General features: G+C 68.3%; 26 protein-coding genes. 7 read left to right on the top strand and 19 right to left on the bottom strand.

What is annotated here, in order from left to right; all coding sequences use genetic code 11:
* Positions 1-2: 2 nt before the first annotated feature.
* Entirely contained in the window at positions 3-323 is a 321-nt protein-coding gene (locus MPLG2_RS19620; RefSeq protein ID WP_105185022.1) for a hypothetical protein, read from the bottom strand.
* 119 nt (positions 324-442) lie between these two features.
* On the opposite strand from MPLG2_RS19620, the gene MPLG2_RS03950 reads away from it, so the two are divergent.
* Genes MPLG2_RS03950 through MPLG2_RS03935 form a run of 5 tightly spaced genes read left to right on the top strand, consistent with a single transcriptional unit; the run spans position 443 to position 2,585 of the window.
* Positions 443-745: a hypothetical protein gene (locus tag MPLG2_RS03950; protein ID WP_105185021.1), complete on the top strand. Its 303-nt coding sequence runs from the start codon at positions 443-445 to the stop codon at positions 743-745.
* Positions 742-1,095: a hypothetical protein gene (locus MPLG2_RS03945; protein WP_105185020.1), complete on the top strand. Its 354-nt coding sequence runs from the start codon at positions 742-744 to the stop codon at positions 1,093-1,095. The genes MPLG2_RS03950 and MPLG2_RS03945 overlap by 4 nt, the downstream gene beginning before the upstream one ends.
* Positions 1,077-1,211 (top strand): hypothetical protein, encoded by a 135-nt coding sequence (locus tag MPLG2_RS19615; RefSeq protein WP_269459167.1) that lies wholly within the window; start codon positions 1,077-1,079, stop codon positions 1,209-1,211. The genes MPLG2_RS03945 and MPLG2_RS19615 overlap by 19 nt, the downstream gene beginning before the upstream one ends.
* Positions 1,212-1,257: 46 nt before the next feature.
* A complete protein-coding gene (locus MPLG2_RS03940) occupies positions 1,258-1,911 on the top strand; it encodes a hypothetical protein (RefSeq protein WP_105185019.1) in 654 nt (217 codons plus the stop codon).
* Entirely contained in the window at positions 1,911-2,585 is a 675-nt protein-coding gene (locus tag MPLG2_RS03935; protein ID WP_105185018.1) for a DUF6349 family protein, read from the top strand. The genes MPLG2_RS03940 and MPLG2_RS03935 overlap by 1 nt, the downstream gene beginning before the upstream one ends.
* Positions 2,586-2,782: 197 nt before the next feature.
* On the opposite strand, the gene MPLG2_RS03930 is transcribed toward MPLG2_RS03935, so the two are convergent.
* The 10 genes from MPLG2_RS03930 to MPLG2_RS03890 form a co-directional block, all read right to left on the bottom strand.
* Positions 2,783-3,265, bottom strand: a complete 483-nt coding sequence (locus MPLG2_RS03930; protein ID WP_158680860.1) for a thermonuclease family protein — start codon at positions 3,263-3,265, stop codon at positions 2,783-2,785.
* A gap of 35 nt (positions 3,266-3,300) precedes the next feature.
* Entirely contained in the window at positions 3,301-3,726 is a 426-nt protein-coding gene (locus MPLG2_RS03925) for a hypothetical protein (RefSeq protein ID WP_158680859.1), read from the bottom strand.
* 28 nt (positions 3,727-3,754) lie between these two features.
* Positions 3,755-4,858: an ArdC family protein gene (locus tag MPLG2_RS03920; RefSeq protein WP_158680858.1), complete on the bottom strand. Its 1,104-nt coding sequence runs from the start codon at positions 4,856-4,858 to the stop codon at positions 3,755-3,757.
* The gene (locus MPLG2_RS18285) at positions 4,858-5,019 is read right to left on the bottom strand and encodes a hypothetical protein (protein WP_158680857.1); all 162 of its coding nucleotides are present in this window, start codon (positions 5,017-5,019) and stop codon (positions 4,858-4,860) included. The genes MPLG2_RS03920 and MPLG2_RS18285 overlap by 1 nt, the downstream gene beginning before the upstream one ends.
* Positions 5,016-5,906 carry a DNA-methyltransferase gene (locus MPLG2_RS03915; protein WP_231935778.1) on the bottom strand — a complete coding sequence of 297 codons (891 nt, stop codon included), beginning with the start codon at positions 5,904-5,906 and terminating at the stop codon, positions 5,016-5,018. The genes MPLG2_RS18285 and MPLG2_RS03915 overlap by 4 nt, the downstream gene beginning before the upstream one ends.
* Before the next feature lie 75 nt (positions 5,907-5,981).
* Positions 5,982-6,815 carry a DNA-processing protein DprA gene (locus tag MPLG2_RS03910; RefSeq protein WP_105185014.1) on the bottom strand — a complete coding sequence of 278 codons (834 nt, stop codon included), beginning with the start codon at positions 6,813-6,815 and terminating at the stop codon, positions 5,982-5,984.
* A gap of 52 nt (positions 6,816-6,867) precedes the next feature.
* Positions 6,868-7,683 carry a hypothetical protein gene (locus MPLG2_RS03905; protein ID WP_197710073.1) on the bottom strand — a complete coding sequence of 272 codons (816 nt, stop codon included), beginning with the start codon at positions 7,681-7,683 and terminating at the stop codon, positions 6,868-6,870.
* A 113-nt stretch (positions 7,684-7,796) separates the two neighbouring features.
* Positions 7,797-8,090 (bottom strand): hypothetical protein, encoded by a 294-nt coding sequence (locus MPLG2_RS03900; RefSeq protein ID WP_105185013.1) that lies wholly within the window; start codon positions 8,088-8,090, stop codon positions 7,797-7,799.
* Positions 8,087-8,935 carry a hypothetical protein gene (locus MPLG2_RS03895; RefSeq protein WP_158680856.1) on the bottom strand — a complete coding sequence of 283 codons (849 nt, stop codon included), beginning with the start codon at positions 8,933-8,935 and terminating at the stop codon, positions 8,087-8,089. The genes MPLG2_RS03900 and MPLG2_RS03895 overlap by 4 nt, the downstream gene beginning before the upstream one ends.
* Positions 8,935-9,207 (bottom strand): hypothetical protein, encoded by a 273-nt coding sequence (locus MPLG2_RS03890; protein WP_158680855.1) that lies wholly within the window; start codon positions 9,205-9,207, stop codon positions 8,935-8,937. Before MPLG2_RS03890 ends, MPLG2_RS03895 begins: the two co-directional genes overlap by 1 nt.
* 319 nt (positions 9,208-9,526) lie before the next feature.
* Between MPLG2_RS03890 and mobF the strand changes: the two genes are divergently transcribed.
* The gene (gene mobF / locus MPLG2_RS03885) at positions 9,527-15,142 is read left to right on the top strand and encodes a MobF family relaxase (protein WP_197710072.1); all 5,616 of its coding nucleotides are present in this window, start codon (positions 9,527-9,529) and stop codon (positions 15,140-15,142) included.
* Positions 15,143-15,175: 33 nt separating this feature from the next.
* Positions 15,176-15,838: a prepilin peptidase gene (locus tag MPLG2_RS03880; protein ID WP_105185010.1), complete on the top strand. Its 663-nt coding sequence runs from the start codon at positions 15,176-15,178 to the stop codon at positions 15,836-15,838.
* 43 nt (positions 15,839-15,881) lie between these two features.
* Here MPLG2_RS03880 and MPLG2_RS03875 read toward each other — a convergent pair whose 3' ends face one another.
* Genes MPLG2_RS03875 through MPLG2_RS19610 form a run of 8 tightly spaced genes read right to left on the bottom strand, consistent with a single transcriptional unit; the run spans position 15,882 to position 26,043 of the window.
* Positions 15,882-16,526, bottom strand: a complete 645-nt coding sequence (locus MPLG2_RS03875) for a hypothetical protein (protein WP_105185009.1) — start codon at positions 16,524-16,526, stop codon at positions 15,882-15,884.
* Positions 16,523-18,043 (bottom strand): type IV secretory system conjugative DNA transfer family protein, encoded by a 1,521-nt coding sequence (locus tag MPLG2_RS03870; protein WP_231935776.1) that lies wholly within the window; start codon positions 18,041-18,043, stop codon positions 16,523-16,525. The genes MPLG2_RS03875 and MPLG2_RS03870 overlap by 4 nt, the downstream gene beginning before the upstream one ends.
* 23 nt (positions 18,044-18,066) lie before the next feature.
* On the bottom strand, positions 18,067-19,176 hold the full coding sequence (locus MPLG2_RS03865) for a DUF4192 domain-containing protein (protein ID WP_105185007.1): 1,110 nt from the start codon (positions 19,174-19,176) through the stop codon (positions 18,067-18,069).
* Positions 19,177-19,195: 19 nt separating this feature from the next.
* Positions 19,196-21,400: a hypothetical protein gene (locus MPLG2_RS03860; RefSeq protein WP_158680854.1), complete on the bottom strand. Its 2,205-nt coding sequence runs from the start codon at positions 21,398-21,400 to the stop codon at positions 19,196-19,198.
* Positions 21,378-21,875, bottom strand: a complete 498-nt coding sequence (locus MPLG2_RS03855) for a hypothetical protein (RefSeq protein WP_105185005.1) — start codon at positions 21,873-21,875, stop codon at positions 21,378-21,380. Before MPLG2_RS03855 ends, MPLG2_RS03860 begins: the two co-directional genes overlap by 23 nt.
* Before the next feature lie 24 nt (positions 21,876-21,899).
* On the bottom strand, positions 21,900-23,009 hold the full coding sequence (locus MPLG2_RS03850; protein WP_105185004.1) for a lytic transglycosylase domain-containing protein: 1,110 nt from the start codon (positions 23,007-23,009) through the stop codon (positions 21,900-21,902).
* Positions 23,010-23,011: 2 nt separating this feature from the next.
* Positions 23,012-24,535 (bottom strand): ATP-binding protein, encoded by a 1,524-nt coding sequence (locus tag MPLG2_RS03845; RefSeq protein WP_105185003.1) that lies wholly within the window; start codon positions 24,533-24,535, stop codon positions 23,012-23,014.
* A complete protein-coding gene (locus MPLG2_RS19610; RefSeq protein ID WP_105185002.1) occupies positions 24,532-26,043 on the bottom strand; it encodes an SCO6880 family protein in 1,512 nt (503 codons plus the stop codon). The genes MPLG2_RS03845 and MPLG2_RS19610 overlap by 4 nt, the downstream gene beginning before the upstream one ends.
* Between the last annotated feature and the right edge of the window lie 12 nt (positions 26,044-26,055).

The raw sequence follows: 26,055 nt of genomic DNA, 5'->3' as shown, positions 1-26,055 counted from the left end.
GCTCAGTCCCCCACCGGCGCCAGGCCGGCCAGCATCTCAGCGCCACCGGGCAGATCGGTCACCACACCCACCGGGTTTCGCTCCACCCACCCCCCTTGCGGGTCGAACTGGCCCAACGCCACCCGCAGTCGGCCATCCACGGTATGGAAGAACAGCGAGCCGATCTCCACCCCGTCGGCGAACAGGTACAGGTTGCCGCCGTACCCGGCCAGCTCCCCTGCATCGAAGTAGCCCACACCGACAGCAGGGTTGGTCGGCTCCGCAGCCGGCCCCAGCTCAATGCTCGTCACCGTGCCCCGATCGGCCCCCATCGTGATCCTCATCGCCCAGTCCCTCTCCCGCTCAACGGAGATCGAGCCGTTCTCAACCTCCCAACACTGTTGATCCTACTACGTCTGCGTAGTACGATCAAGGGAGAGGTTGCAAGGAAGGAGCACCCCAAATGAGCACCATCACCGTCACCGTCCACCTACTCGAGGAACCCGACGACCCCATCGGCACCTGCACCGTGCAGGGCCCGACGTTCAGCTACGGCATGGACGTGCGCGACCGCCGTCGCTTCGACCCCTACGCAGCCGCACTGGAGGGCACCTTCGCCGAGACCGAGATGAGGCGCAGGTCCCGGATCGTTCAGGTCGGCTGCCCCAAGATGCGCGGCTTCCGCGACGCCGGCGCACGCATCAGCGTGTGGGTGTTCGCCATCACCCCCGCCAGCTACGGCGAGCCCGAGGTGCGGGCATCATGACCGGCGAGGCGAACCCCGTCGTGGTCGCCGGCGTACACCTGGCCGATCTGCCAACTGAGCGTGACGATCTGTGGGACTTCGCCGACGCCTGGATCAACGCCCACGGTGCCGCGATGGACACCTGGGACCGGGAACATGCCTGGGCCGCGATCGTGTCCGCGATCAACCCCGACTGGGTGGTCGGTCTCACCGAACGCCGCCGACTGCAAAACCGCGACGAACGCGACCGGATCCTCGCCACTCTCGCTCACCACCGCGCCCACCAGGCGGCGCAGGAGACCTGGCCCGCGCCGCTGCCGTCCCGCCCCTACCCGGTCAACAGATCCGGCTCATGTTCGAAGGCGAACTGAGCGAACCGTTCACAGTCACCGCCCACCAGGGCCGCACCGAGGAGCACCTGGTGCTGCGCGGACCATGCGGACTGTTCGAGCACTACTTCGACCCCTACAACACCTACCCCGCCTGAGCCCCTTCGCTGACGGCGACCAAACCCCCGTGAAAGGTGACTAACCATGTCTGAGCAGTACTGCGACACCTGTGGCCGCGAGGACCGCCCACTCACCGTGGTGGGCGACGTTTACCAGTGCGACCGCCACGTTCCCACCCCGTCCGGAGGCCCAGCCCCCAGATCCACCCCGCTGAGCGCCTACCGTGACGTCATCGCCACAGCGATCACCGACGCCGGCTACCCCGACCATCTCGACACCGCCACCATCTGCCTGGTCGAGGACTGTCTGCGCACCAACCGCACCGGCCTGGACCACCTCAGCCGCGAGGACTTCGCCGTGGAGACCTACGCCATCCTCACCGACCTGATCCACCACCCCGACCAGACCCGCACCCTGTGCGAACTGCTCGGCTTCGAGATCCCCGGCTGGGTCGAACGCCCACCCGCCGCGCACCCACTCAGCGTGGAACGCACCAGCGAAACCATCCTCGCCACCCTGCACCACGCCTTCCCGCACACCCGGTTCCGCTTGACCCGCGGGCACGGCGCCGCCCGCAGCCACCTGGTGCTGTCCTGGGTCGGCGGACCCGCCAAGAGCAGCGTTGATGACGTGCTGGCCCAGTTCCTGCCCGATCCCAACAGCCTCACCAGCCCGCACCGCTACAGCTGTGTCGCGATCTTCACCTGCCGCCAACAGCCGCTACCCAAGGCCGTCTGATGACCGCCAGCCAGGACATGCTGTTCGACACCGAGCAGCTCGCCCGCGAAGCCGTCGCCGCCACCCCCTGGGAAGGCCGCTGCCCGCTTCGCTACACCACCGACTTCTACACCCCGGCCGAACTCGACGCCGCCCTGGCCCGCTGGAACGCCCAATACGGCAACTTCGGCAGCTACCCGTTCAGCCACATGTGGCACCCCGCGATCGCCAGCAAACCGCTGCTGTTGGAACACCACCAACTGCACCTTTACCACGCCGACGGCCGCTGCGACCTCCACCTGTACGGCACCGCCTCACCCGGCCGGGACCAGGCCAACCACGACCACACCCAGCAACCGCTGCCCGGCTCCACGATGAGCCAAGCCATCTGCACCAGCTGCCGCTGGCACCACATCGACCCCGACGAAAGCGCCGCCGTCGAAGCCTGGCACGACCACGCCATGCCCGGCTGGCGCAGCCTGCCCGTCATGCCCAACAAGATCCGCGTCACCCGGCACGGACCCCACGGCACCAAGAAGATCGCCGAATGGGTCCAGGCACACTACCCGCCGCACTGGCTCATCGACGGCGCACCCATCCTCACCGAACGCAACCCAAAAGGCACCCGCGCCGTCCCCGGCTACTCCCCGCTAGGCGGCTACGACATCACCGCCCCAGCAGCCAAGGCCACATGATGGTGCAAGCCAATCGGGGGCCGGGAAATCCGGTACAGGGCCACCCTGACCCGCAACGAATACGGACCTGCCCGGCATCGCCACGGCGAACAAATCATCGCCTCCCTGCGCAAGCACGACGGCCTGGACTGAAAGCACGACCCAAGCACCGCGGACGTCACGACCACCTTCGCGGGGTAGCCGAAAACGGGATTCGTTCAGCGGCCCAGGGTGCCGCAGGTGCGCCACGATCCGGCACCCGCGTCCTGCGCGACCTGTTGTGCCGCCCGATAGTCAGACAGGCGGGTCGGCGCCGCAGCCCCCCGCGGCCCCCACGCCTCCACCACACCGGCCCTGAGCAGCAGCAGCGCCACATCACCGGCCTCGATCTGGACGTAGCCGAGCCGCCGGCCGTAGCGGTCCACCGCCACCGAGTTCGGATCCGGCACCATCTGGAGCGACGCCACCGTGGCCAGCAGCCGGCGCAACTCCTGCTGGGCCTGGACAGCGCCGCACTGCGCTGGTGTCGCCCCGTGCCGGATCTCCGGCGCATCAACCCCGATCAGCCGCACCCGAACCCGCCGCCCGTCAGCATCGGTCGCGTCGAAGGTGTCGCCGTCCACCACCCGCGGCCGACGCAACTCGACCGCGGCCGCCGCGGTGGTGGTGGGGTGGCCCGAGGTCAGCTGGCAGCCGGTCACCAACAGGCATCCGGCCAGAGCAGCAATGGCCGCTCTCACCGTGGCCACGACCCGTCAGGTCCGTAGTCGTCGTCGTCCAGCTCCCATTCTGAGCCGGTGTCGTCCAGCACCATGTCGTAGCCGCAGTCGCGGCAGCGGAACACCATCAGCCGGTAGAAACTGCGGCCGCGCGGCTTGAACCTGTCCCGAGCGATCGGCGGCAGCCGCGCCGCGGCCGCGTCGTCGGCCTCCATCATGGCGTGGCTGTACAGCGGCGACTCCGCCACCCTATCCAGAGTAGTGGCCGGCTTAGTGGTCGAGCCGCACGCTGCACATTCCATCGCCGGCCGGGGCGCGAAGCGTTGGTCCCAGTCGTCGCGCCACCCCTTCCACAGCACCGCCCGCCCGTCCCAGAACCGGGGCAGGTCACCCACCCTGGCGAACGGCAGTGGCGGCTGAGCAGCCGGCGCCACCCGCCTCACCCGCGCCACCATGACTCACCTCGCAACGTCAGAGGCTGGGCGCGGTTCGGGCCGCCGGCGGGCCGGCGGGCTGGTGACGGTCCGCCGTGGCACCCAGGCGTTGATCCGATGTGACCACCTCCCACACCGTTGCCGGTACCGTCGCAGTGTCGAGTTCCGCCGAGCCCACTCCGATCGTGGCGGCCAGCTCGTCGACCAAGACAACTTCGGCGTCGGACTGGCTCAGGGTCCGGCTCAGGATCGTGTCGACCGCCCCGATCACCCTCGCCCCCGTCTGCGCGACCACGTCGGCGACGGAGATCTCCGCCGTGCTCGCCTGCTGCGCCCAGCCGGCCACATAACTGAACGTGTACTGCGCCGAATCCAAACCGTGCGCCTGCGTGACCATGTAGGCCACCGACTCGGCCTCCACTTCGGCCAACCCGCGGCACGTTCCGGACAGCATCGACTCCCCCGGGGAAGGCGGTAGCAGCACGTGACCCACCTCGTGGGCGAGCGTTTTCACCGCTTGTGCGTCGTCCACATCGTCACGGACCCGCACCTCGAGGCCGGCGTAATCAGTGAACCCGTTCGCGCCATGGCAGTCGCCCCGCGTCACCCGGTAGCCCTCCGCGACCACGATGCCGGCCAGGGCGTCCCACAACCCTTCCGGTGCCTGCCCGGTCAATAGTTGCGGCTGCGGCGGCGTCGGCACCGGCGGGTCGACCTGGGACGCGTCGAACACCGCCACCGGTTTGACGCCGATCATCTGCCGCCGATACAGAACCTCACCGGAGGAATCCCGAACCGGCTGCCCCGTCGAAGAGTCCAGCACCGGCATCCGCCTGGTCACCGGCCCTAACACCTTGATCGACGTTTCTCCTTTGCGCACCTGATGGCCCATCGACTGCCAGGCCCGGTAGCCGGCGACCAGCGTGGCGTCCGGCCTCTGCACGGCGATCAGCAGCACGTTGTTGAAGCTGTAGCGGTGGAACTTGGCGGCCATCGACAACCACTTCTGCCACGCCTCCCCCTCGTTGAGCCGGGTGACGTTGTCGGCCAACTGCTTGTGCAGCTCGTCGACCTTCTCCTTGCGCTGCTGCGCGAACTGCTCCTTCTCCGCTTCGCTGTAGCTGCGACGCGATGTGGCCATCACAGCTCACCCCGCAGCAGCCGGTACTCGGCCTGCAACGAGGCCAGTTCCCCGTCGGGATCTCCGGCCTGTGACACCTGGTCGATCTGCTCCAGCAGCTCCTGCAACACCAGCACCCGATCCGGCACTCTCACCGGTACCCCTTGCTGCATCATGGTCACGCACCCTTCTTGTTGTCGTACTCGTTGACGATGGCCGCGTTGGCCTGCGCGGTCAGGCTGGGCTGCTCCAGCCGGGTCCGCAGGCTCAGCTCGAGATAGGCCGGATTCAGATCAACGCCGACGTAGCGGTGCCCCAGCTCGGCGGCCGCCAGTCCGGTCGTGCCGGAGCCAGAGAACATGTCCAACACCACCCCACCCGGCCGACAGCCGGCGGCGATCGCCCGCCGCGGGAGTTCCGGCGGGAACACCGCGAAATGAGCACCGGCGAACGGCACTGTCGGGATCACCCACACATCACCCGGATTGCGTCCCACCGCACTCTTGTTGAAGTGGTACCGGTTCGCCTTCGAGAACAAGAAGACCTTCTCGTGGCTGCAGCTGAGCCGGTCCGTCACCGATTCGGGCATCGGGTTCGACTTCGCCCACACGATCTCGTTGCGCAGGATCCACCCTTGGTCCTGCAACGCGAACGCCACCCGCCACGGCATCCCCAACAGGTTTTTCGCTTTCCGGTCGAAGCAAACGACCCGGCCCTGCCGCATCGCTGCGCTCTGCATCTTCTGGACCCGGGCCGGATTACTCAGCCGCGACGACTCCCATCCATTGTCCGATCCGCGCTTCTTGGTGCTGTAGCTGTCGCCCAGCACCAGCCATAGGGTGCCGTGATCGGCCAGCACTCTGCGGGCCTGCGCGAACACCACCGCCAGCGCCTCGATGTAGCCGGCGGGAGTGGGTTCGATGCCGGTCTGGCCCTCGATCTGGTAGTCGCGCAGACCGTAGTAGGGCGGGCTGGTGACGATGCAATCCACCGAGCCGGCCGGCATGCCGGCCAGAACCTGGTCGGCGCTGCCGCAGTACAAGGTGACCAAACCGTCGGCGAAGAACACCCCCTCCGAGGGTGTCCTAACCCGATCAGTGCCAGGTGAGTCGTGCATCGTCATGGTTCTTCACACCCCCGCCAGCTAGAACAGTGGGATGTCGTGGCGAACCTGCCGAGTGTGCGGGTCCGGCTCCACCGAACCGGGTCGGGAGGGGGCCACCACACGCTCCCACGCACCGACAGCGGGCCCGGCCCCGGGCCGCAACACCACAGTCTCCACACCTGGCACCTCGCCTACGGTGAGACGGGCACGGACCTCTTCAGCGCTGGTGACGAGATCCGCCTGCCCCGACGCGATCAACCGGTTGGTGCCGCTGGAGGCCGCCGAGGTGACGGGGCCGGGAATCGCCATGACAGGCCTGCCGAACGACCGCGCCTGATCGGCAACATGCAAGGCGCCGGATCGTGCAGCGGCCTCCACCACCACGGTCGCCTGCGTCAGGGCTGCGAGCAGCCCCTGACTGGCCAGCAGGTCCCGCCTGCTCCCCAACACACCGTCGGCAGAGAGAGACACCAGCAGCCCCTCGCGCACGATGCTGTCGTACAGGGGCCGGTTCGCTCGCGGATGCAAGCGGTCCAAGCCGGCCACCACGACAGCCACCGTTGGGGCGCCTTGTGCCACCGCGGCCCTGTGGGCGGCGGCCGCGATCCCGAAACCGCCCACCGACGCCACCCCGTACCCCACGCGGACCAGGTCGACACTCAAATCGATAGCCACCGTCTCGCCGTAGGCGGTTGAGGCGCGAGACCCCACCACAGCCACCGAGTGTTCGGTCAGCTCCGCCAACGACGCATCACCCCGAATGAACAGCCGGTCCGGCTGGTCGGCGCCCATCACCTCCAACCCTGATGGCCACTCCGCATCCCCTGGAACGATCATGCGGGTCTGCCGAGCCCCGTTGTCCGCCATGGTCATGCCTCCTTCAGATTCCGGTTGTTGGGGTTCGCCCCATCGGCCACCGTTTGCGTCATGTCATGCACCAGCCCGAGTCGCAGCCGGGGTCGTGGTCGAACAGCCGTTCCTGAGCGGTGCCGATCACCTGCGCCAGGGGCGCCCCGAACCGGGTCAGGTACACCGGGTCACGACCCAGCGCAGCCCTTCGACGATTCAGCAGATCCTCGAGTTCGCAGGAGCGGGCGAACAGATCAGGCTCGTCGGTCGCCTGGTCGAGCCAGGCGGCGGGGCTGCGGAACGGGCAGAAGAAGCACGCGCTCTTGGGCGGCACCGGCAGGCCAGCGGCGCGGATGATCCGCATGCAGTCATCGCGGCGCAGCCGCAGATCCAGCAGCGGGTAGACGACGTCCTCGTGGTCCTCGACGCGGCGATTGTTCGCCCGGTGAATCTCGTCGACGCTGATCCCGATCGCCACCGTCGCCCTGGACGCCGGTACGCACCCATCACAGCCCTCCACCGGGTGCCGGCGGCACCCCCGCACCGACGTCGACAGCTGGTGCTGCGGGCATGGCCCGAACCGAGTGTAGTTCGAACAGGCGCGGCCGGCGTGGGCGCCGTGCTGACGCAGCCACCGGCCCGTCACCTTGATCTTGAAATCCGCGGTACAGCTGCGCGTCCCTGGAGCGCCGTTGGACATCCGCACCGGGATCGGCACCGACCGCGACCCCGGTTTCGTCAACCGTCCCCACAACGTCTCCACCGAACCATCGCGGCGGGTGCGGTCCAACAGGTGCAACTCGAGATCGTGCTGTGCCGCGAACGGGACCGCCACCTCCCGCACGTACCGCAAGGTGGCCGGATGCTCGCTGTCATCACCGGTGTTCGCCATCAGGAACACCCGAAAGTCGACCCGGCCTTGTGCCGCCAACACCAACAGCGCGGTCGACTGCACCCCTCCCCCGTAGGACACCACCCGCAGCCCGGCTGACGGCGCACCGCTGGTCACCACCGCTCGGCCCTCTGAACCATCGCGGCCAGCTCACGATGAACACGGCGTTCCGGCGAGAAGATGCGCCAAGCCGACCACATCGCCTTACCAAGCAGGTACACCCAGATGACCAAGAAGACCGCCACGGCACAGTCGGGCCGCACCATCTGGTCGACCACCCACACCGGCCCGTACACCATCCACACCAGCACCAGAGCCCACCTGAGCACCATCACCAGCAGCGCGGGCGACCGATCGACCACGCCCTGCCGCAGGTCACGCAGCACCTGCCGCGCGGTGCCGTTCACGACGACACCCCCTGCAGACGGTCGATGCGCCGCGGGTTCAGCGGAACGGCGTGCCGGATCATCTCGGCCAGCACCGGGCCGAGCCCTTCGCTGATCACCCGCTGATCGCCGAGCAGTTCAAGCCGCCGACTCCACCGGCGGTGCAGGTAGCCGGTCGACCAACTCAAGGTGGCGATCACGAGCACTCCCCACATGCCGACCCAACGGCCTTCGCTGTAGGACTGCCAGACCGCGACCGCGAACACCACCCAGCGCACCGTCCACCCGCCACGGATCAGACCGAACGTCCACAGCCGGCCCACGATCGGTGCGGCGAGCATCACTAGCAGCGACCAGGGCAGGGTGAACGCCTCACCGGCAGCGACCATCCGCGACCGGGTCACCGCCTGCTGGCCGACACCGTGCGCCACCACAGCGCTGACCTGCAAGTCGGTGTAGCCGCCCCGAACAACCCAGTTCACCACTCGGCTCGAGACGACCAAGTCAGAGTCACTCGGCAAGGCCACCAGCGCCGCCGGCATCCGACGGCCCACCCACAGACACGGCAGGCTCGCCACCGGCACGATGGCGGCCGCCACCCGGTCCCGATGGCCCCCCTCCAGCCTGGAAGCTCCGTAGCGCCACCACAGACCGAACGTGGTGTTGCGCACCGCGATCAGCACAACGGCAGCCGCCAGCAGCGCCACCATCAGCAACGGCTGCAGCGTGCCGATGATCAACCACACGTAACTCGAGAACAGCACCGGAGTGACCTGAGCAGCCGCCCACGCCCACCGCCACGACGCAGTCCTGGAGACGACCGCGACCGGATTATTCCGCGGAATAATCGGCCGGCTGCGGGTCATCACGACGCCTTCTCCGCCGGTGTGCGCAGCGGAAGTTTCGCCAGCCGCTGCAGCTCCTTCAACCCAACCGTGGAACCGCACAGCAGCTCGATGTCGGCCAACTCGAGACCCTCGCCGAGCAACGCCTGCACGGCGGTCGCGGCCGCATCGTCGGCGGCCGCGACCGCCGCCTGGCGTTCCGCGATCGCGCTCAGCACCGTCACAGCCAAGGTCGCCTGCCGCCGTTCGGCCTCCATCTGTGACCGGCGTCGAGCATCCAGCGCCTCCCGCACCGTACGTCGCGCATCCTGCCGTACCGCTTGCTTCACCACGAACCTCGCCGCCTCCATCCCCTGAACCCGAAACGTCCTCTTCACTTCCCTTTCAGCCGCTCCAAGCTCCACTTCCCGGACACGATCCACCGCAGATTCACCAGAGAGATCTCTCCTCGATGCCCGCCATCCCACCAACTTCTGCCAGACCCGCCACCCCCTCAGGCACGTCACCTATCCCCTGTTTTCGATCACTCCCAAGCGCCACACACCTCTTGCATTCACGCCGGGACCGAGCGTTGTTGCACGTGCCGGAGCTTCAGCCGGGCGACGTGTGCGCTTGCCAGATGACTCTTCGGCAGTCTCGGCCGGTTCGTGCAGCGACTGGTGTCCGAAAAGCGGCGGCTTCGCCGGCTCTATAAGGGGTATGACGATGAGCCTGCACAAGATCACCGCAGGTTCCGGCTACGACTATCTGACCCGTCAAGTAGCGGCGATGGATTCGACCGAGAAGGGCCACGCCGGGTTGGCTTCCTACTACACCGAGAAGGGCGAAACCCCTGGCGTGTGGGTCGGTTCCGGCCTGGCCGGCATCGACGGATTGGCCGTCGGTGATGAGGTCACTGCCGAGCAAATGACGTCCCTGTTCGGTTCGGGCCATCACCCGCTGGCGCGGCAGCGTCAGGAGGCCCTACCGGAGCGTGGGCTGACCGAGAAGTCGTGGCGCGAGGCTGCCCGGCTGGGCCAGCCGTTCAAGGTGTTCGACAACGACATCTCCGATTTCCGGATCGAGGTGGCGCGCCGGTTGGAGAAGCTGAACAGCGCCAACGGCAAACCGACCAGGGCCGCGGTGGCGATCGAGGATCGTGCCCGCATCCGCACCCAGGTGGGACGGGAAATGTTCCGCGCCACGTTTCACCGTGACCCGTTGGATGAGCGCGAGCTGGCCGGTCACATCGCCAAACTGTCCAGGCAGCAGACCACCGCTGTCGCCGGCTACGACCTGACCTTTTCGCCGGTGAAGTCAGTCTCGGCGTTGTGGGCGTTGGCCCCAGCCCCGGTGGCGGCGGCGATCGAGTTGGCGCATCGCAGCGCGGTCGCGGACGCGCTGCACTTCATCGAAACCCACGCATTGTTCACCCGAACCGGCACAAACGGTGTGCGCCAAGTGGAAGTCAACGGCCTGGTCGGCACCGCGTTCACCCACCGCGACAGCCGAGCCGGGGATCCCGATCTGCACACCCATGTGGCGGTCGCGAACAAGGTCCAAACCCGCGACGGACGCTGGTTGTCGATCGACGGGCGGGTGTTGCACAAGGCCGTCGTGGCCGCCTCGGAGACCTACAACACCGCTCTGGAGCGGCACCTCGCAAGCAACATCGGGGTGCGGTTCGAGGCCCGTCCGCAGACCGATCCGCGGCAGCGTCCGGTGCGAGAAATCGTCGGCGTCGAGGCCAGCTTGAACCAGCGCTGGTCAACCCGAAGGGTGTCGATCGAGGCCCGCCGCACCGAGTTGGCGGCCGCCTTCCAGCACGATCACGGACGTCCGCCGACCCCGGTGGAATCCATCGCGCTGGCACAGCAGGCCACCCTGGAAACCCGCGACGCCAAGCACGAATCCCGCACCCTGGCCGAGCAGCGCGCCACCTGGTTCACCCAAGCGATCGAGGTGTTGGGCAGCCGTGACGCGATCCGGCAGATGATCGACAAAGCGCTTCACCCGCTACGCCCCCGCGCTGTGCAGCAGGCCGATGAGCAGTGGGTGCGGCGCACCGCAGGGAAGGTGTTGGCGCATGTCCAGGCGCATCGTTCCAGTTGGCAAACCTGGCATTTGCGGGCTGAAGCGCACCGCCACATCCGTGACCTTGCGGTGCCCGCCGCCAGGGTGGAAACGGTGGTGGACCGGCTCGTCACGGAGGCGTTGAGCCTGTGCCGGCCGTTGACGAAACCGGTCGCCGACGATGAGCCGCAGGAGCCTGAGGTGTTGCGGCGCAGTGATGGTGCCAGCGTGTACAGCGTGGCCGGTTCGCAGCTGTACACCTCGCAAGCGATCCTGGCCTCCGAGGCGCGCCTGGTCGCCGCCGCGGGCCGCGGGGACGGCAAGAGGTTGGCGCCGGCTGCGGTCGATGTGGCACTGCTGGAATGTGAAGCCAACGGCACCCGGCTCAACGCCGGCCAGGTGCTGCTGGTGCGGGAAATGGCAACCTCCGGTGCACGGCTGCAGTTGGCGATCGCACCGGCCGGCTCGGGCAAGACCACCGCGATGAGTGCCCTCTCGCGTGCCTGGAGTGGTGATGGCGGAACCGTGGTCGGACTAGCCCCCTCCGCGGCGGCCGCCGCCGGTTTGGGTGAACAGATTACCGGCACCGCTGACACGTTGGCGAAGCTGGTGTGGTCGTTGGCGCACCCGAAGGACGGGGTGCCCAAATGGGTCCGCAGCCTCGGCCCGGACACACTGGTGATCATCGACGAAGCCGGCATGGCCGACACCTTGTCGTTGGATGCCGCCGTCACCCACATCCTTGATCGAGGCGGCAGCGTCCGGTTGATCGGCGACGATCAGCAGCTCGCCGCGATCGGCGCCGGCGGGGTGCTGCGCGACATCCAATCCACCCACGGCGCGCTGCATCTGTCGGAGCTGGTGCGGTTCACCGACCGGGCCGAGGGATCGGCATCGCTAGCGCTGCGCGAGGGTCAAACCTCCGCGCTCGGCTTCTACCTCGACCAGCACCGAATCCACGTCGGTGATGCCACCACCATGGCCGACGACCTGTTCGCCGCCTGGTCGGCCGACATCACCGGCGGCCTTGACTCGATCATGCTGGCTCCGACCCGTGACCTGGTTTCCGAACTCAATAGGCGGGCCCGCACCCAACGCCTCAACGGCCACGTCGTCCACCGCAGCGTGCAACTCGCCGACGGCAACCAGGCATCGGCCGGCGACACAATCATCACCCGGGAGAACAACCGCACGTTGCGGACCAGCGCCGCCGACTGGGTAAAGAACGGCGACCGGTGGCGTATCAAACGCGTGACCCGCCGAGGAGCCCTGAAGGTTCAACACATCCAGTCTCGTCGCACCGTCCTGCTCCCAGCCAAATACGTCACCGAGCAGGTCGAGTTGGGTTATGCCTGCACCACCCACACTGCCCAAGGCGTCACCGCCGACACCATGCACGGCCTGCTCACCGGCACCGAATCACGCCAGCACACCTACACCATGCTGACCCGCGGACGCGAAGCCAACCACGCCTACCTGGTGGTCGTCGGCGACGGCGACCCGCACAGCGTCATCCGGCCCGAAACAGTCAACCCACTGACCCCCACCGACCTGCTCGAATCCATCCTGGCCCGGGACGAATCACCCGTCTCGGCCACCACCAGCCTGCGCCTCGCCTCCGCCCCCACCACCCGGCTCGGAGAGGCCGCCGAACGCTACAGCGACGCGATCAGCTTCGCCGCCGGCCACATCGCCACCCCCAACACCATTCAGGCCATACATGACGTGATCGACGCGCAGTTGCCGCAACTGACCAGCTCGGAAACCTGGCCGGTCCTGCGTGCCCAACTGCTGCTCGTCCAAGCCGACGGCCGCGACCCGATCCAGGCCCTCGCCGACGCCTGCGAGGACCCGATCAGTCGCCACCTGGACCCGTGCAGTGTGCTGTCTTGGCGGATCGCCGACGCCGGCTGGCGCAACCAGCGCGGCCCGATGCCGTGGCTACCAGCCATCCCCGCCGGGCTGCGCGAGCATCCGCTGTGGGGACCGTATCTGGCCGCCCGCGCGGGACTGGTCGACGAACTGGCCGAACAGGTCCGCGCAGACGCGCTCAGCGCCGACAAGCCGGTTTGGGGGCAGGCGATCGCCGGCACACCCAGCGCCAACCTGATCGCCGACATCGAGGTGTGGCGGGCAGCGCACAAAACCGACCCGGCCGACACCCGGCCGTTGGGCGAACCCGTGCACGGGCTAGCCCAGCTGCGGGTGCAGCGCCGGCTGCAGGCGCGACTGAATGCCTGCCAGTCGGCCGCGCTCGATGAATGGTCGCCGCTGCTGAACCGGTTCAGCCCCACCATCCTCGCCGACACCTTCGCCCCGGTACTGGCCGCGCGTCTGTCCCAAATGTCCTCGGCCGGCATCAACACCCGCCAACTGCTCGACCATGCGATCAGCGCCGGGCCGCTACCCGACGACCACGCCGCCGCCGCACTGTGGTGGCGGCTGTCGGGCAAACTAAGTCCCGCCATCGCCGCCAACATCGACCGCGACCATCACCTGGCCACCGCCTGGCTGGACACGTTCACCACCCTGGTCGGTGACCGGGCCGCCGGGTTGCAGGACAGCCCGTGGTGGCCGGCGCTGGTCGCCACCATCGAGCGCGGCCTGCAACGCGGCTGGAACCTGCCGCAGCTCGTTGACGAGGGCGACCGGGCCGACCTGGCCGGCCACACCGACCCATGCCAGGGCTGGGTGTGGCGGCTGTCGCTGCTCACCGACCGCAGCGAGCCGGGCGAGGACGAACCCATCCACCCCGACCAGCAGCCCCCCGATGATCTCCCCACCGACTTGTTCCCCGACCGCGATCACACGCCGGTGGCGGATCCCGAATCGGTCTGGTTGCCCGACGTGGCCGACCTGGTCGAACCCGACCCCGACCCGTGGACGGACGGCCCGGCAGGCACCGGCGAGATGGGCGAGATGGACCTCGACGATGACGCAGTACTGACCATCCAGGGCATGATCCGGGACCGGATGGGACCTCCGGATCTCACCGACGCCCAGGTGCGGGCCATGATGGAACGTGCCGACCAGATCGGCAACTCTCCGGTGCCGTTGGACCGGCTGCAGCTGGTCAACCGGCTCACCGCCGACTTCTACACCGATCGGCTCACCGCAGGCTGGGCCGCGCCCTACCTGACCGGACGACTCAACACCGACCTAGCCGGCCTGGAACGATTCGGCGCAGGCTACGCCCCCGACAGCTGGACCGCACTGGTGCAGCATCTGCGGCGCCACGGCATTACCGACCTGGAGGCGATCACCGCCGGCGTGGCCCAGACCGCGTCCACCGGACGACTCATCGACCGGTTCCGGGACCGGGCCATGTTCCCCATCATCCACAACGGCCAGGTGCTCGGCTTCGTCGGCCGCCGCAACCCCACCGTGGCCGATAGCGACAACCGGGGCCCCAAGTACCTCAACACCGCGACCACTCCCCTGTTCGCCAAGGGCGACCAACTGTTCGTCGCCGGCACCCTCCACCCGGGCACCGTGCCCGTCCTGGGGGAAGGACCAATGGATGCGATCGCGCTGACCCTCACCGGCGATGATCGCTACATCGGCGTCGCTCCTTTGGGCACCAGCCTCACCGAGAACCAGGTCCAACAGTTGCACCGTCACGGGGTGCAGCCGGTCATCGCCACCGACCCGGACAGCGCCGGGCAGGCCGCGGCGGAACGCGACTACTGGCTACTGGCCAGCTACACCATCGACCCGCTACACGCCGACCTGAGCGCAGCCGGACGCGACCCGGCCGACCTGGTCGCCGACGGCCACAGCCGGCAACTGCTGCAGGCGTTGACCACGGCACGGCCGTTGGGTGAACAACTCATCGACCGGCGCCTCAAGGCACCCACCGACGCCTCGCAGAAGATCCTGCAGGCTGTGGAGGTACTGGCGGCGCAGCCCAGAGCCCGCTGGAGCGCCGGCGTCGAACACATCGCTCAGCACGCCAAGGTGCCCGCATCGCTGGTGCGGTGCGCGCTGGCCTCAATGGTGAAGGCGTGGAACAACGACGTCCGCAGGGCCTCCCAACAGGCGTCCTGGCAGGCGGCCAAGACCGCCCGCGAACACGCCGGCCTCTACGAAACGGTCACCAGCCCCACCCAGCCAAGCGGCCAGCCCCTGCCCGACAACCCCGGCATCCGCCGTGATGGACCCGGACCGCGGTGGTGACCGGGTGATAATCGGCACAGACAAGGAGATCAGGTGATCACCCCCATCACACTCATCGTCACCACCCTCGCCGCAGCGGCAGCCGGGTACGGCATCGGCGTCGGTACCCGGCGGAACCTCGACCTGCTCGGATACCGGCGAAGTGACGAACGCGACCTACCCATCCCGGCACCACGACGCTGGGTGCCGTGGGTTACAGCGACCGCGACCGCGACCCTGCCCGCCGTCGCCGCCGCCAATGCCTCGCCGGTCCTGGTCCTGCCGTTCCTTCCGTTGGCCCTCGCCGGCCCTTGGCTGGCAGCGGTCGACCTGGACGTGAACCGTCTTCCCAACCGGGTATCCGGCCTCGTGGCGGCCGCAATCCTCGTCGCCGTCGGATTGGTCACGGTGGTGGCCGGTAAGCCGTCAGTGGCGCTCTCCGCGTTGCTGGGAGGGCTCCTGGCCGGGGCCGTGTTCTTGGCCAGCCACCTGCTGACTCGTGGCGGCATCGGCATGGGCGACGTCAAGCTCGCCGCCGCCGCCGGCCTCGCCATCGGCGCCTACAACCTCACCCTGGTTCTAGTTGCCGTCCTGATCGGCTCGCTGGCCGCCATCGCCTGGGCCAAGGCCACCCGGCACAGCGGACCCCTTGCCTACGGCCCGTGGCTCCTGCTCGGCGCCTGGACCGCTGCAGCACTCACCGTGTTCCTGCCCTGACTACTCGCCACGGCGTCGCTGAAGCCAACGTCGCGCTGTGCTTCTAGTGGGGATCGACGGTTTCACCGTTGTCGGTCGCCAGCCGCAGCGTCGGTCCGGGTTCGCCGGCGCGGTCGCTGTCGCCAGTGGTGTCGAGTGCGGTGAGGTCGTTGTTGAAGGCGTCGAGACGTTGCCCGGTTTGGCGACGGTGCCGGTCATGGCGAGGTTGCGCCGGCCAGGGTGTGTGCTTCTCGTCGCAGCCGGTGCGCATCCTTGCCTGGAGCCTGCTGTAGAAGTTGGGCAGGCAGTAGCGGTGCCATTCTTCGAGGCTGGAGCTGGTCAGGTCGAGTGCTGCCCGGCGGCGTTGGTCGGCCAGAACGGCGAGTTCGTTGACCAGGTGCGGGTGGTGCGGCCAACACGGCGGGATCATCCCTGCGGCCGGGTCCCATGTGTATTGCTCGTTGAGCCAGGTGGCCACATCGTCAAGCCAACTCCACAGTTCGGCCCGCAGCCTCCGCTCTGTGCAGCTCGCCGGTATCCATGGTCTGGGGAGGTTGGCAGGGTTGCCCAGCCGGAGGCGGACGTCGTCCGCCCCGGTGGCGGCCAGGTACAGGTTCTGGTACGCGCTGGCCAACGACGTGCTGGTGGGCATGGGAAACTCTGCGGTGAGTGGATGGGGCTGGTGGGCAGAGTCGTGGGACTGGGTCATGGCTGCTCGATTCGTTGGGCGGCGAGCGCGGCCAATGCCCGCGCCCTGTCGGAGATCGTGGCGCTGCGGCGGCTCTGCAATTTGGTTCGGATGGCTCGTTGCTGCTCGAGGAGGTCTTTGCCTGGTTTACCTTCGATGCAGCGGGTCAGGCCGGCGATGATCGGCTTGCAGTTCTCGGCGATCACCAAGGCGTGTTTCTCGGGGAGTTGGCGGACGTCTTCGGGGCGCAGGATGGCCATGTCTTCGCCGTGGGCGGTGGAGCGGCCGGCGGCCAGGCCCAGGTTCCAGTTGGTGCGGGCGACGCGGGTGGTGCCGACCAGGTCCGACACTTCACGGTTGAACGCAACGTCCTTGGAGCCGCCAAACATGACCAGCACGTTGGTCAGGCCGAACAGGGCGCGGGCTTCCTCTTCGCCGTAGATGGCGGCCAGTTGCCGCCAGGTTTGGGCGGCGTAGATGAAGCTGATGCCGAGGGCGCGTTCGTTGGCCATCCGGGTCCGCAGGGTCGGCAGGGGCGCGGTGGAGGGCAGTTCATCGAGGCAGGCCAGCAACGGCGGGCACAGCCTGCCGTGCGGGCTGTCGTTGGCCAGTTGCAGGGCGGTGTCGAGGATGTGTTCGGCCAGGGCGGTCATCAGCGGCGACGCTGATGCGTAGGGGTCGTCGCGGCCGAGCAGATAGAAGGTGCCGCCGGCATTGATCACGTCGGCGATGTTGGTGGCGGGCCGGCCCGGCCCGGGCACGCAGCGGCGCCTGATCTCGGGTTGGAAGAACAGCGACAGTGCCTGTTGGACGGTGGTGACGGTGTTGCCGGCGGTTCGGTCGTCACCGGTCAGGGCACCCTGCAGGAGTCCGTGCCACAGCGGCGCCGAGCCGGGGTGGTTGAGCAGGATTTCGGCTGCCTCATGGGTGGTGAGTGGGCGTGCCACCCATTCGAGCATCCGGTCCAGGGTGTGGCCGCCGAGTGCGGCGGCGTGGAAGTAGCACTGCAACACCTTCGCGGCCTCGGCGGCGTAGAAGCGGGCGGCCGCATCACCACTGGTGTGTGCCGAGGTTTTGATGGTGCCGGCGGTGAACGCTTTCGCCCGCCGCTCTGCGGTGACCGGGTCGGTGCAGCCGGCGATCGGATCCCAGATCAGTTCCGGTAGCCCGTCAGCCTGCCCGAACGGGTCACACACCACCGTGGGACGTTCATCGTGTTGACGTGCGGTGATGGTGAGCAGAAGGTCGTCGGTCTTGGTGAGAGTGACAAGGGCAGCTCCTGGCGCGGCGAGCAGGGCGGGGCTGAGCAGGTCGAGGGTTTTGCCGGAGCCCTGCGGGCCGATCACCCCGGCGGTCCGGTCCCACGGGCACCACAGGGCACCAGCCTGCGGTTCGACTGCCTTCCCGATCCGCCACCCGACCTGCGTGGGGTCGAACCCGCGCGAGCCTCGCTTCATCACCCGCGGGCGACCGATTATTCCGCGGAATATTCGGGGCCCAGTCGCCTCTGTAGCCGCGTCCACAGCCCGCCCTTTCATGTCCGTCTTCCCCTCTCGATTCGCTAGATTGCCGGGCCGACAGCGGGGCTGCCGCCCGGCTGGGCGGGGGGCTGTCGCCGCGGGTCGGTGTGCCCGGGGGGGTGCACCATTTCCCACGTCTGGTTGGGGGCCGAGGGGGTGGGCTGGGCACCACTCAGCAGCGCCTGTACCGACGGATCAGCCGCTGCGGTCATCTCCTGACGCAGTTCAGGCCACAGGGTTGGGGGGACCACCGCGGTGGTCACGATTTCGAGCACGGTGCGGATCGGGTTGGCGGTGGGGTTGTCGACTTTGTCGGCCAGTTCGGCGGTGATCGAGGCCACTGCCCCATTCCCGCTGGCCCAGGCGGCGACACCGGCCAGTTGCAGGGGTCGCTCGACCAGCTGGGCCGGTAGCCGGTTGACCACAGCGGCCCACAGGGCCAGGTGCTGCTCGGCGGCGGCCGGGTCGCCGATCATGCTCAACGCCAGGTCGGCCACGTTGGTGGTCTTGGTGGCGAGCGCCAGTTTTGCGGCGTCGACGGTGTCGAGGTGTGCGCCGCTGTCGGCGACATGTTGAGTGATCAGCTGGTGAGCGATTCGGGTCACCTCGTCCCGCCGATGCGGATCAGGCAGCGCATGGATGGCGGACAGGATGTCGCCCCGGATCGTGTCGGTCATGACGGCGGGCTGGAACCGGTCGGCCAGGTCACTGCGGCGGTTGTCGCGGCGCAGTCCATGCATGGCGGCTTGGACAGCGAGCGGCCCGTAACGGTCGAGGGCTCCGCTGGCACCCGTGGAGTCGTACCAGGTGTCGCCGGTGACCAGCACTTTCACCTGAGTGCGGTCCTCGCCGAGATGGTCGTTGGCGCGTTGCATCATGGCCCAGCCGGTGTCGGCCTGCTCGGTGTAGGCGAGGGTGAGGAAGGTGGCGTCGGGGTAGCGGCCGGTCAACCGGTCCAGCAGGTCCTCGAGTTGGCCGGCGGGTTGGACGTCGACCAGGTCGACACGGGCGGTGACCTGCACCTGGCCGTGGACGGTGGCCATCAGCACCATCGATTCCTCCGGGGTGAACCCGATCATGTAGGGCACGAGTTCGGTCAGTCCGGCCAGGCTGGTGACCCTGGCGACGGGAGGGTTGGTGTTGTCGTTCATCGCTGTTCTCCGTTCCTGTTCAGATCCCTAGACCCCGCGCCAGCGGCGGGTGAGGCGCCAGCGGAGCCTCTTGAAACCGGGACTGCGGCATCACCGGCGTGACCGTCTCCCAGGTCGGTTCCGGCCGCTCCTGCGGCAGCGGTAGTTGCTTGGGGCGTTTCAGCACCGTTTGCGGCACCCCGTTGAACGTGTCGTGGGCTTTGACGGTGCCCTTCACCGACAGCTGCTCACCGGGTTTCACCTGGTAGGCCCAGGCTGCGGTGGTGATCATTTTTGCCACGCTGTCGCCGCAGTCCACCACCAGCAGCACCTGGCTGGGGCTGTTCCACCGGTAGCCCTCGATGCTGCGTTTCACCGTGACGGTTCCGGTCATCGTGATCGGCTCCCCCACCGTGCCGACGTGCCGCTGGCGCGCGGCCCGCTCGGCTGCATCAAGGCGCTGCTGTGCCCGGAGTTGGTCGGCGGCGGCGTGTTCCTGCTGCCGGTGCCACGCGTTGACCGCACTGACCGCCAGACCCAAATGCTTGCGCGGGTGCACCACACCGGCGCGCAGGATCGCCGCCAGGTTAGCCTCGTAGCCGCCGCCTGCGGCCGCGAAAGCGGTGGTCAGGTCGCTGATGATTTGGGGCGCCATCTGGGCACCCTCGGCAAGCTTGCCACCGATCGTGGCACGCAGCTGCTCAGCGCGTTGGCTGTGGCCGCTGATCGCTTCGGCGACCAGATCCTTGCTGGGGGTCCGCTCGCCTGCGGTGCCCGCCGGTACCCAGCCGAGGGTTTCGTTGACCGCCCAGCTGTAAGTGAGCACCGAGCCCAGGTCCCAGTTGTGGCCCTCGATGCCGCTGCCGCGTTCGATCGCCTTATCCGCCTGTTCGGGGTCGATCAGTACCGGCATCGTTGACCAGCCCAGGAAGTCCTTCACACAGGAGCGTCCGACCTGCCGGGTCTCGCCGGTGTCCTGGTGCCGCACGATCAGCACGCTGGTGCGGCCGCGTTGGGTGTGGCAATGGTCACATTCCCCCGCCCGGATGCTGTCGTGATCCAGGCTGCCGTCCTCTGCGCCGGGCAGGTAACGCACCACGACACCTGGCCGGCTGGCCTGCTGCAGTGCCTGCTCGGCGCGCTCGGCGGTGTCATAGACCCCGATGCGGCGCGGCTGCCCTTCGTCGGTGTCGGTGGCTGTGTACAGCAGGGCGTAGCGGGGTCGTTGGTCGTCGAACAGCCATCGGATGTCGTCGGGGGCGTCGGTGATGTTCCCGCTGTCGGTCTCGATGACCCGGCGCACCGCGAAGCTGCCGGCCGGGGCGGGCACGGTGTCGACGGCGGCGATGAACTGCCAACCCTGATAGTGCGGCGGCTGGCCGGTGATGGTCACCTCGAAACCGTGCACTGTCACCGTCGGCGCACCCGGGGCTGGGGTGTGGCTGCGGGTGGCCGGGGTTGCGCGTACCGTGATGTCGCCGGTGTACCCCTTGGCCGCCGCGCGCTGGTTGAGTTTGGTGATCTTGGTGCGGGTGGCGGCCAGTTCGTCGGCGGACAGGAACCATGTCGTCGGGGGCCGCGGCGCCGTGGGGTCGGCGCGCATCTCATCGAGGCTGTGCCTCACCCAGCGGGCCACCGTCGCCGCCTCGGTGTCGACACCGAGGGTAGAGATTCGCACATCGGTTCCCTCGGCGAGTTCCACCCACCAGGTGGCCGCGGTGGTCGCATCGGGCGGGTCGATACCGGCCCGGTCGAAGGGATCAGCAGGGTTGGCTGGTTCTCCCAGTTCGATCTGCAACACGCCGGTGCCACCCATCTCGGCCACCAGCCGTCCGCTCAGGAGTTCTGCGACGGCCCGCACCTGCGCATCAGCTGCGTCGACGAACACCTGCTCGGTCGAGGGATAGTCGTCGCTGCGGCTGCCGGTTGGTGGTGTCGCCACCTTGGTGACGGTGAAGCTGGTCTCGTCCCAGCGGTATCCGAAGGTTTCCAGGCCGGCGCGGTAGGCGTCCCAATGTTCAGCGACGGTGGGGGCACGATCGAGCACGTCGGTCAGTTCGGTGAGGGTGTCGTGGCCCAACCGGTACAGCCCGGCGGCAGCCGCGACGACGGAAGCATCAGGATTGTCGATGCTGGCCGCGTACTGCTGGTCGGCCCAGGCGTCGAGGGCGACGATGCGGAGCGTGGTCAGTTCGGCTGAGGTGTCGCTGCGGGCCGGCACGTCACGCCGTGGGGTGGTATCCATCGTGTCCTCCGTGTTGGTGGGTGGGGGTGTGGCCCGGTCCGTACAGGTCGGGCCGGATGATGCGGCGGACCTTGCGGAGCCGGGTTAGCCCGAGCGTTGTTTCGGCCTGTTCGGCGCTGGCCATGCCTTTCATCCGTTGCGGTCCCCAGCGCCGCATTCCCCACGTGATGGCGGCCACCAGGGCGGCGGCGATGAGCAGTTCGACGATCACCAGCCACACTGTGAGCAGGGTCGGGCTGGCCCACTCCCCCGAACTGGTCAGTCCGGCCCCCGCATTACCGGCGAGCACGCCGGGCAGGCTGCTGAACAGGCTCTTCCCGGTCGGCCAGGTCCAGCCCCGGCCAGCGCTCCAGTTGGCCAGGCCGCGGCCGACCTGCACCCCGAGCACCGCCAGCAGCACCGTGGCGGCAGCGATGCCGACGGGGATCTCCCATGTGTGCGGGTAGGGGTCGGATCGTCTGCCCTGCTGCAGCATCACCTTGCTCCGTTCTGTGATGGGTTAGCTGTTGAAGCTGACGTGGACGTGGTTGCGGTGGGCCAATGTGGGGTTGGTGTTGCCGTAGGGGTGCCGGTAGGGGCGCCATCCTTTGCCGCCTGCCGGGTTCCACTTCTTGACGTCCCAGATGATGTATTTGACCTTCAAGGCTTTGGCGTGGGCCTGGACCCAGCGGGCGACCCGCCAGCCGAAGCTGTTGCCGGCCTTGGTCGACCATTTCGGGATCATGAAGTCGACCGCCAACCCTTTGCAGTGGTCGGAGTAGCTGCAGGTGGAGGACGACGAGGAGCGTCGTCCGCCCATCGACTTGATCTGCGGGAAGGCGGCATGGATGCAGCGCAGCCCGCGGATTGCGGTGCGGCGCAGGCCGTGTTCGGCGCTGGAGTGGGACGGTTTGCACACTCCGTCGAAACCGGGCAGTGGTGCATCCAGTCCGGGAAGGTCCTCATCGCCGGGCAGGCACTCGTCGGGGTCGGCGGCGTCGACCACGACGCCGCCCTTGCCGGCATAGGCCCACGCGTAATACAGCACGTCGTTGCGGTAGGAGATGGATCGGTTGTACGCCCACAAAGCTTTGATGACCCCGCTGGTGCCCTTCTTCACCCCGGAGGCGACCAGGTAGTGCGCGGCGGAAAAGATCGAGTCGGCGTCGTTGTGGATCTGCTTCTTGCCGTCGCCGTTGCCGTCCACGCCGTAGGAGGCGAACGTGCCGGGCATGAACTGCATCAGTCCTTGGGCGCCGGCGGAGCTGGTGGTGTTGTTGCGGCCGTGCCGGGTTTCGGCCATGCCGATACCGGCCAGCAGTTGCCACGGGATCTTGTAGCGGTTCGCGGCCGCCACATACAGCGCCTTCACCGTTGCGGGGATGGTTTGGGCGGCGCTGTGCAGCGACTGGTGTCGGGGCGATCCCCACTTGGGCAGCGAGAACCCCGTCGTGGGGCTGGTGGACAGGTGCGCGGTGGCGCTGCTGGGGTCGATGGCGCTACACGGGTCGAGTCGGACCTGCTCGGTGATGGCGGGCACGACGGCGGCTGTCCCGACGGTGATCATGCCGACTGAAGCCGCCATGATGAACAGCAGGACTGCTGCCACAACCCATGCGAGCGCCTTCATGTTCAGGCCGCTTTTTCCAGGGAGGTGTTGGTCCAGGTGAGTGCCCGTTCGGCTGGGTGCAAGATGGTTCGTACTTTGAACATGGCTTCGCCGACGATCCACAGGGCGCGGCCGGGGGCTTGCCGGCACCAGTCGGTGACCAGGTTGACGGCGACGTCGGGCAGGCCGAGCAGGCTGCGGAGTTCCTCGGCGAGTTTGACGTCCAGGCCGTGCACGATCTTGATGTCGTGCAGGTGCAGCAGGTCCTTGGCGATCGCGACCGCTTGGGAGTGGGCGTCGCCGACCGAGAGCAGGTCGGAGGGTTTGTGGCACAGCGAGAACGGGATGTCGCCGGCGGTGCGGGACAGCCGCAGGTCGGCGTCGAAACTCTTCACCGCTTCGACGCCGAGCCGCATCTGCTTCCAGGATTCGTCGCGGACCACGATCCGCATGTCGGCGGGGGCGGCCACATCGCGCATCGCCCGGCCCCAACTGTTGAGGCACATCAGCGCCATCCCGACCGCCTCGTCGCCGAGCACGCTGAGCCGCGACAGCGACAACGATTGGATGGGGGCGTTCCAGTCGATGCCGATGTTGGTGTGGTCGTCGAACAGCCCTTGCAGGGTGCCGGAGGTGAGTTGGCCCAGGGCGTCGCGCAACAGTCGGGTTTCGTCCAGGAAGTGCCGCCGGGACGCATACCGGCAGGTTTCGACCAGATCGTCGGGCGGGTTGTTCAGCAACTGCCACAACCGGGGGATGGTGGTTTCGGCCAGTCGGGTGTTGCCGTCGTCGTAGCCGGTCAGCGATCGCAGCGCGGCGTCGACGGCGACTTCTTCGGTGGGCCCGAACGGCACCGGGGATTGGCCGACCTTTTGTGAGCCGACCAGGCCGCGGATCAGGGTGAGCCAGCGGGCGAATACGACCGCGGCCCGCTTCTTGGCCTCCTTGGCGTCCAGCTGCTCCCATCCTGCTGCCAGCGGGCCGAACTCGAGCGGGTTGATCCGAGCCGGCAGCCCTTGCCCGATGGCGATCGGGGTAACGCCGACGGCGTGGCACAGCGGTACGTATTCGTCCTTGACGTCGCCCAGGATGAGGGCGCGGTAGCCGAAGCCGAACATGCGCAGTAGGAACGCTTTCACGGTGCCGGACTTACCCATGCCGGGTTTGCCGAAGGTGATCATGTTCGGGTTCGACACCGGGATGGCCTCATCGAGCACCCACCCGTTGGGGTCGGCGTGAAACGAGGCGCCGGAGAAGTAGTCGATGCCCATTTGGGCGCCGCGCGCCGGTAGTGACGGGTTGGTCACCAGCGGCCACAACACACCGGCCTGGTCGGCACTCATCCGGTACTGCAGCAGCGGCGCCGGCGCCGGGGACCAGCCCCGATCCGGGCGGCGCTCACCGCGACGGGGCACCGGGTGAAACAGCCTTTCCGGTTTCGGTTCCGGCTCGGCAACGGCCACGGACGGCACCTGGTGGCCGAAGTCGGCGAGCAGCCGGTCCACGCCGCGGCCCTCACGTCTGGCGGTCCGAGGGCTGCGGGTCATGCTCCTGCCCCCTTGCGGTGCAGGCAGATGCCGAGCGGGAGGTTCGCTGCGGCGAACCCGGCGTCTTGCGACATGTCCAGCCGGAGCGGGGCGAACCCGGCCCGGCGGATCGCCACGTCCAGGTGGGAGCCGAACTCGGTGATGTTCATCGTGGCCGGCACCGTCGCGCACGCCACCGCGTAGGGCCGGACCAGGGCGTGGCCGGCGGCCAGTTTGCTGTCCAGGCCGCGGGTGCGGGCCTGGGACTCGCGGTCCTTCGCCCGGGTTTTCACCCCGGCCCGGTCCCGCAACGTTTGCGACATGTCGGCACCCCATTCGGCGTTGCGGGCTTTACGGTCGGCGGCGGTGGCCTGCAGGATCGGGAACACCGTCACCAGCGAGCGCCGCTCCCCCGGCTGCCCCGGAGTCAGCACCGGCGCCAACGCACCCAGCACCGCGCCCCGGGCGGGTAGCTTCACCGCCGCCGAGATCGAATGCCACGAATCGTGGGCGTAGTGCCGCACCGCCTGTTCCGCTCCGGCCGGCCCGGCCTGCGCCCACGGCACGTCTGCGTTGATCTGTTCACCGTTGGCGCGACGCGCCAACGCCGCGACGATGCCTGCCCGGTCCCCCGGCGCGAACCCGGTCCGCACCGCGGTCGCCAACTGCGGCGAGGTGAGCCAGGTCACCTCCCGCACCGCCATCTGATTGCGCAGATGGGACTCCACTTCCGCCATCAGCATGTGCATCGCCCGGGCCCGGCCATCCACCCCGCGGCCGAACTCCTTGGCTCGGCGAGCCAGCCGATGCTCCGGCACCACGATGGTGACGAACGCTTCAGTACGGACACTGGCCCTCGACAACATGCCCGCCATGTCCCGGTTCACCCGCAGCGACAACTCCGGTGCCGCCACATCGGTGTGGGACGCCATCCACTCGGCACGCTCCGCGCCATCATCGGGGACCGAACGCACCTGCAGGATCAGCTCCGAGATCAACTCGGTGCGGGCGCAGGCGTTCAGCAGCACGGTCAGGCCGCGGCCCTGGCTGTCCCGCTCACTACTGTCGGCCAACGCCAATCCGGCATGACTGATCGCCGCCGTCGCGGCCCACACCCCGGTCGCCTTGTCCTGGATGATCGCCAGCCGCGTGTTGAACGGACCCTGCGGCGGCCCGTCATGCACCCGCACCCCGGCCGCCACGCCGGGCAGGTCCGGTTCACCCAGGTCCTCCGCCACGCCCAGCGCCGGCTTGGAGCGCCACCGGGACACCCGCAGCACGGTACCGGCGGTGAACGACACCAAGCCGAGCAGCCAGCCGGTCGCCGAGCGGCCACGCACCGGCACCACGGCCAGCACGAACACCACCAGCCACACCAGCACCGCGATGCCTGCGCTGGCCCACAGCCGCTCGTTCACCGCCCACAACACCGGCATCGCCGCCACCACCAGGATGCTCAACTGCACCCCGGTCAGCCCGAAGAACATGCCCACCCGGTCCCGGGTGTAGTCGCCATACAGAGCAGCCATCACGCACACTCC

It is taken from the genome of Micropruina glycogenica, assembly GCF_900289045.1.
Taxonomy (GTDB): Bacteria; Actinomycetota; Actinomycetes; order Propionibacteriales; family Propionibacteriaceae; genus Micropruina; species Micropruina glycogenica.
The sequence above is the reverse complement of the archived record's forward strand: the minus strand, read 5'-3'. Positions and strand labels throughout refer to the sequence as shown.